The sequence below is a fragment of the Coleofasciculus sp. genome (assembly GCF_046539235.1).
GTDB lineage: Bacteria > Cyanobacteriota > Cyanobacteriia > Cyanobacteriales > Coleofasciculaceae > Coleofasciculus.
This window is the reverse complement of sequence record NZ_JBKHHI010000359.1, coordinates 1-6,876: the sequence shown is the minus strand read 5'-3', so window position 1 is coordinate 6,876 and position 6,876 is coordinate 1. Positions and strand designations below refer to the sequence as shown.

Below are 6,876 nucleotides of genomic sequence, written 5' to 3'. Positions count from 1 at the left end.
AATTAAGCGGCTAAACCCGCCCCTACAAATACCTGGACTCCCACGCGATCGCACCTCCCCCCTTTCCCCAGATACACCATCTCACCAGGAATAGAAGCGATTCTCCACCAAAATGCGATGGAAGCCTATCCAGGAACGCATATAACCGCTCAAAAAACACCGTTTGACACCGCCAATTGAATAAAGGGCGACCCAATCAAATTAAGCGGATACCGTTGTTAATTAATGCAAGCGGGTCGCCCCTACAGCAGCATCAAAGGTTACAGTCTCCCAGGTGCGATCGCCCAACTCCCCCGATTAACGTCCAACATCACAACAAATTTTACAAAGGACTTACCCCAATCCCCTACTATTTCAACCCGAAGTATTGCGACAGGAAACCATTAAACGATTTGAATTCGCTCAGTTTAGCCAAACCCTAACAACCTTAACCTAAACGCTTTGGCGTCGTCAATTTCAATCTCCTGCTGTCCCGATTAAAAGTGTGGTCACAGAAAACCATTAAACCCTGGCAAATTGAGTGAACATAGTTATTGATTTGTGCCAACCTTGCGCCCCTAGGCGAGAATCAAAGCTGACAGACTCCCAAAGAATGCTTCGCACATAAAAAAATCCCGCCAACAATCGTAACGTTTATCCGGAACCAACAAACTATGGATAACAACTGGATTTGTCCCGATATAACAACCTACTGGAAACTCAGCCAACAACGAGACTCCAGCCAATTCATCCTCCACACCCCAGACAACCACCATCACCATCAATTCTCTCCCACTGAAGCCCAAGCCCTGCGCTATTTCACCGGACACTATACCGTCAACCAAATCCAACAGAAACTCAGCGAAACCCTCCCCCCCAATTTCGTCACACAACTCCTGCAAAAATTAATCACCCTCAACATTCTCGCCCTCGAACCCTCCCACCTAAATCAGCCCAATCCTACCCCATCCTCACACCAAAATCCCAATCTCCCCCATCTAAAACCCAGCCTGCAATGGATTCAACACACCGACAACTATTGGATACTTCGTAACCCCGAAGATAGAACCTTTCTCCAACTCAACAATCAAACAAAAACCGTCATTAATGAACTCGAATACCTCCCCCCCAATGCTATTTGCCAAACCTATAATATTCCCCATAATCAACTGCGAATACTCCTCCAACAACTCGCCGCCACCGCCATGCTAGAAGGAACCAAACCCCCGAAACCCCGCCGAGGTAAATTCACACCCCTACAACTCTTATATTTCCGCATTCCCCTGTTTAATCCTGATCCTTGGTTAAGCCGTCATGTTGAGAACCTGTCCTGGATTTGGACAAAACATTTTGCTCTCACATTAGGTCTATTTTTAACGGTTTCCCTAATTATTGGACTGCACCAACGCCAGGAAATTTTAGCCATTGGACAAAAACTAATCACCACACAAGGTAGCAACTTATTTCTCCCTTTTATCCTCCTCGCCTTACTGGTTGTTTCCCTCCATGAACTCGGTCATGCGTTCACCCTAAAACATTATGCCAATCAAGTTCCTCACCTAAATCTGCAAGTCTCAGAAATGGGAGTATTTTTCATGTTTCTAATGCCTGCGGCGTATACAAATACCAGTGATGCCTATTGTCTGGTGAAACAATATCAACGAGTTCTGGTTGTCGCCGCTGGGGTTCTCTGTCAACTGATTATTGCCGCGATCGCGCTTTGGTTATGGAAGGGTTCTGTATCCGGAAGTTGGCTATTTACCACCAGTTATCTATTAATGGGGGCGGCATTATTCACCGTAGCCCTGAATCTCAATCCTTTGGCTAAATTTGATGGCTATTATCTCGCCGTTGCCTTAACTGGGATTAATAATTTACGCAGTCGTTCATTTAAATTTTACGGCAATCTACTGCGACAAAAACCGATTCAAGAACGTCCCCGCGACGCCTGGATTCTGGCAGCTTATGCCCCATTTAGTTTTCTCTATCTGCAATTCGTTTTCGGATTTATTCTCTATCGAATAGTAGGCTGGAGTTTTGCCAATATTCCAACTCTGGCGATGAGTTTGTTAGTTCTCTGGGCGATTTATTTCTATTTTCCCCGCGATCAATGATTGGTATTTATGCGGCGTTGATTCGGGGCGGGTTTAGTTACATCGGGGTGAGAGAAGAAACGATAATCGTGAAACCCGCCCCTACAGACAATCTAAATTATTTCACTCGGTTGGGGCGGGTTTAGTTACATCGGGGTGAGAGAAGAAACGATAATCGTGAAACCCGCCCCTACAGGAAAACCAAATTATTGTTACCTCTGGGTGATGTAAGACAGGACAATAATGAAACCCACCCGGACAGAAAAATTAAAATGAGGATTATTTCATTATGAACCCTTCTATGAATTCCCACCAAAATCAACTCAAAGTTGTACCGCCACAACCTAAACCCCCGGTACAACCAGCCTCAGATTCACCCGCTTTGCCTAAACCGGAAAAGCGAGCATCTGTTAACCTGAAAAAATGGCTCCTAATTACCGCAATTATGGCAGGTGTAGGATATGTTACCTTTATCCCCGAATTCCCCCACTCAGTACGCGGAGAAGCCGATATCACCTCTACCTCCAACGCCCGCCAAGATGTTACCTTAAAAGTAGCTGGTGTGATTAAAAAAATCTATGTCAAACCCAATCAACCTGTCCGCAAAGGTGATAAACTCGTACAACTAGAAAGCCAGGAAATCGAAAGCGCGATCGCAAATGCCCAAACTGAACTGGGAAAAGCCCAATCCGCCCTACAAGATGCCTTACGATTAGTCGAAGATTTACGGGCAAACCATACTCAAATGCTAGTCTTAGAAGACAATACCCGTCAAGCGGCAAATAGAATCCAACAAGAACTTACTAGCATCCGCCAAAGCAATTCTCCCCCCCAAATTCAAGCATTAGAACGGGATATTGAAGGACTTTACCAGAAAAAAGACCAACTTTCTGCCAGTCTCAAAATTCGCCAGCAGCGTCTGAAAACCATCAAAGCCGTGAACCAAGAAGCGGGAAGTTCTGTAATTCCAGCGATTCGGGTTGATGAACTTCTAGATGATACCTATAGCCGCCAAGGGGAACTCGCTGAACTCACCAGTTTAATTAGCAGAAAACAAGCCCAAATTCAAGCCATTGTCAAGGAAATTAACGATGAATTTACCCGCGTCCAAGCGGAATTAAACGCCGCCACCGCCGCCAGAGTTTCGGTTGAAGAAAATCTTAACGCCGCCCAACTTGTGGTTAAGGATCGTCAGCGTCAAGTGCAGGAACTAACCGCAGAAGTTCAGCGCCAACTCTCCCGACGAGATCAGCTAATTTTAGTCGCCGATACAACCGGAACTGTCACCACCGAAGACTTAGACTTGCTGGAAAATACATGGCATTCTGCGGGTCAGAAAATCATGGAAATTGTTGATTTATCTGACTTAACCGTCATTGCCAAGATTCGCCAAGAAGATGAAAAGTTTATCCTCCAAGGCGATCAAGTTAAGTTCTATAAACAAGGAGAACTGCAACCTTATACTACAGCAGTGGAAAATATTTCCTCAGCCCTGAAATCCGATGAAAACCAAATCAAACCCATCTGGACAGTACGACTTTCGATTACTAATGACGATACAAATCCGATGAAACCGGGAATGACAGGCTATGTCGCCATCGAAACGCGATCGATGACCCTATTTGCTAAACTCAAACATGAAGTTCTCAAAGTTGTGCGTCCAATTTTTATCTAAAATTGTTTGATCAAGGGTTGACTGAATACGACAGATTTTCTCCAGGGAGTTGGGTTTCCTGCGTCAACCCAACCGATAAACATGACAACTAAATAAACTGCCCGAACTATCTCATTAACCATCTCTGGGTTTTGAGCCGTCTCCTGGACATTCAATCAATTGATCAGTTAGCTTGGATATACAACTTTTTTCCATCTGCAGGCAGGAATAGCCTATGAATCCGCAGCAATTCGTTAAAGGTATTTGTCTCGGCTTGGCAACAATAATACCCTTGGGAATAATCGGCACTCACCCCGTTATCGGGCAAACAGGGATAAACCTAAGTACATTTCGTAACACAGCTTTGTCTCAGCACAATACCTATCGGGATACCCATAATAGTCCAGATATGACCCTGAGTAATTCCCTGAACAACAGCGCTCAAAACTGGGCGAATTATCTGGCAAGCAATGGCGTTTTAAAGCACAGTGACTCGGATGCAGGAGAAAACCTCTATGTCTCGTACACGACAGCATCCTCGACGCCGCTACCCTGGCAAACCAAACGGTTACAAATTGGTACAACGAGGTTTCAGACTATGACTATAGCAATCCTGGATTTTCTCCGGAGACAGGGCATTTTACTCAGGTGGTGTGGAAAAATAGCACCCAATTAGGATGTGGTGCGGCACGGGGCGTCAAAACCATCCAAGGGACTCAGTATAATGCCTTTTATGTGGTTTGCCAATATGCGCCTGCGGGTAATGTAATTGGACAGTTTCCAGAGAACGTTATGGCACCGTAGCATTAAACCGCCTTGGGTTTAAACCCAAGGCTAAAAGCGAAAGTCAGCTAAAGCTGACTGGATAAGAGTTTTAGTCTACAAAGCTTGGATTATCGGGTGTTGGGGCTTACTGGCAAAGATGCAAGATATTAGTCGGAACAGGAGTTGCAGTTGCGATCGCGCGTTTTCAACCTTTTTTGTACACCTTGGGTTTTGAGAATCAGTTCAACGCCCTGAGTGATCATCCCTGGGATAACATCTAGTACAGGTTGACCTGAGAGTACATCAAGATTGCCATTCACACCGATAAGTGCAGCTTGCGCGACGAGTGCGCTAGTTATGACTCGCCGCACAAACTTTTGTTGTTCTTGTTGACTTTTGGCACTTTTTGTGATTTCAGGTTGTAGGGTTGATGGGGTTTGTGCAGAAATAGCGGTTTGGGAATTCTCGATTTTGTGGTTCATAAGCCCTCCAAAAATGGCTGTGTCGTTGATGAGACAAGCCTCTCGTTGGGCTTTTGCCCCTGCAAATTGCCCAAGCAACTCTTGAAGTGCTTATACAATCAGGATTAGATGCTTGGGCAACTTTCCCCAAGCGGATAAGGCAAAATTTTTAAGGTTTTCTTTATATTTGGCTCATGGGCAAGTTTGGCAAGAGCGAACTTCATCAAAACAATGTGCTGCGGTTGGTCAAAGCCTTGCTGTTGCTGGCTCAAGAAAATTCAAAGTTAGAAGACTCTCAGCTAAGTACAGCAGTTCAGGCGAAATGGGTTCAAGATGCAAAAAATAGGCTGGAAGTCACTGGGGAAGATAAGAGAAAAACCCGAACAGGAAAAGAGAAACTTGAGAAAGGTACAACTAAACAAGCTTTATGGCAGTTAGTTGAAAAAACTGTCACTCCGTTAGAACTTCCGCCGCGTCAGGGTGATAAATCATCTCGTACAAAGCAAGAACGACAAGACTACGTGCTGAAAAGTGTGTTCGAGTATTTGGAAGAGTTGGGAGTGTTTAAAGATGAACGCCCTGAGAATAAGCGAAATACGCGGTATTGGATATTTACCCTCACACTGAAAGATAAAGATGCGTCACTAGAAGACAATCTGGAGATAGTTAAACAGAAGTTAGGGCTGGAAACATCATCTTCAACCGATATAAGCATCGACTGGCGGACTATCTGCCGCACCAAGTTGGAAAAGCAGAAGCAACTAACGACTAATCGATTGATGCGTGCGGATGAGATGTTATTTGATATCAATCAGATTTGCGTGGATTTGGCATTAGTAGAACGCAAGAAACCCGACAAGCGGAGTGGAGATGATAATCCTGAACAATCGCAATCGTACAAGCCAGACTATGAGGAAACTGAAAAACTTGAGTACAACGATTTTATTACCCAAGTCCTGAAATCAGAGCCAAGCAAGAATGTTGCAATAATTGGTGAACCGGGCGCGGGAAAAACCACGCTTTTACAGAGGATTGCGTTCTGGATATTGGAGAACACGAATGGTTTGCCGATTTGGATACCACTGGGAACTTTACCGACGGCTACGCCAACATTAAAAGACTATCTGCTGCATCATTGGCTAGAAGATGCCATTGTGAGTGTCACGCCGAAAATTAAGACTGAGTTTGAAGAACTTTTGACGGCTGGTAGGGTGTGGCTGTTGCTGGATGGGGTGGATGAAATGGTTGCCAATTTTGGCAATCCTTTGTCATTTATTAACAATTGGATACCCGGTTGGTGTCACCACTTGTCGGTGGTGCTGACGTGTCGGTTAAATGTTTGGGAAGCCAATCCTCATGCTCTAAACAACTTTAAAACCTATCGCACGTTGGAGTTTAGCCAAGAGAAAGTAGAGGAGTTTATCCAGGCTTGTTTCCAAAACCGTAGGGGCGCACCGACGTGCGCCCATGAATTGGGTATTCAGTTGCAGCAGGCGTTAAACCAACCGGGAAAAGAGCGAATTAAGGATTTAGTAAAAAATCCCCTGCGGTTAACACTGTTGTGTTCAACTTGGCATTTGCAAGAGGGAAAGTTACCGGATACAAAGGCTGAACTCTACCAGCAGTTTGTCGAAGAAGTGTACAGGTGGAAAAAAGATGAGTTTCCCACAACACCTGAAGAGAGAGAGCAACTCAACGCCAAGCTAAAAGAGTTGGCGCTAGAAGCAATTGACAAGGAAGAAAACCGATTTTGTTTGCGCCACAAGTTTGTCGAGGGTATATTGGGCGATCGCGAAGCGCTGCTGCGTTCGCCCTTGGCGTCTCCCAAGGGGAGAAGCGCAGATCGCGAGGGTTCTATGTTTCAATTGGCGCTCAATATCGGCTGGCTGAATCAAGTAGGTGTAGATGCCAAAAATCCAAATCC

General features: G+C 45.1%; 5 protein-coding genes and 1 pseudogene. 5 read left to right on the top strand and 1 reads right to left on the bottom strand.

Annotated elements, in window-relative coordinates:
• The first annotated feature begins 653 nt into the window (after window positions 1-653).
• The 4 genes and pseudogenes from ACLFWI_RS23845 to ACLFWI_RS23830 all read left to right on the top strand — a co-directional run bounded on the left by ACLFWI_RS23845 (window position 654) and on the right by ACLFWI_RS23830 (window position 4,530).
• On the top strand, window positions 654-2,093 hold the full coding sequence (locus tag ACLFWI_RS23845) for a M50 family metallopeptidase (protein WP_446414993.1): 1,440 nt from the start codon (window positions 654-656) through the stop codon (window positions 2,091-2,093).
• A 268-nt stretch (window positions 2,094-2,361) separates the two neighbouring features.
• Complete coding sequence (locus ACLFWI_RS23840) at window positions 2,362-3,747, top strand: HlyD family secretion protein (RefSeq protein WP_446414992.1); 1,386 nt, start codon at window positions 2,362-2,364, stop codon at window positions 3,745-3,747.
• Between the two features lie 214 nt (window positions 3,748-3,961).
• Window positions 3,962-4,195 (top strand): annotated as a pseudogene (locus ACLFWI_RS23835) (CAP domain-containing protein); the annotation flags it as partial.
• Window positions 4,196-4,260: 65 nt separating this feature from the next.
• A complete protein-coding gene (locus ACLFWI_RS23830) occupies window positions 4,261-4,530 on the top strand; it encodes a CAP domain-containing protein (protein WP_446414994.1) in 270 nt (89 codons plus the stop codon).
• Between the two features lie 128 nt (window positions 4,531-4,658).
• On the opposite strand, the gene ACLFWI_RS23825 is transcribed toward ACLFWI_RS23830, so the two are convergent.
• Window positions 4,659-4,973: a hypothetical protein gene (locus tag ACLFWI_RS23825; RefSeq protein WP_446414991.1), complete on the bottom strand. Its 315-nt coding sequence runs from the start codon at window positions 4,971-4,973 to the stop codon at window positions 4,659-4,661.
• Window positions 4,974-5,146: 173 nt separating this feature from the next.
• Between ACLFWI_RS23825 and ACLFWI_RS23820 the strand changes: the two genes are divergently transcribed.
• Window positions 5,147-6,876 (top strand): NACHT domain-containing protein (locus ACLFWI_RS23820; protein ID WP_446414990.1); only part of this gene is annotated, 1,730 nt, incomplete at its 3' end.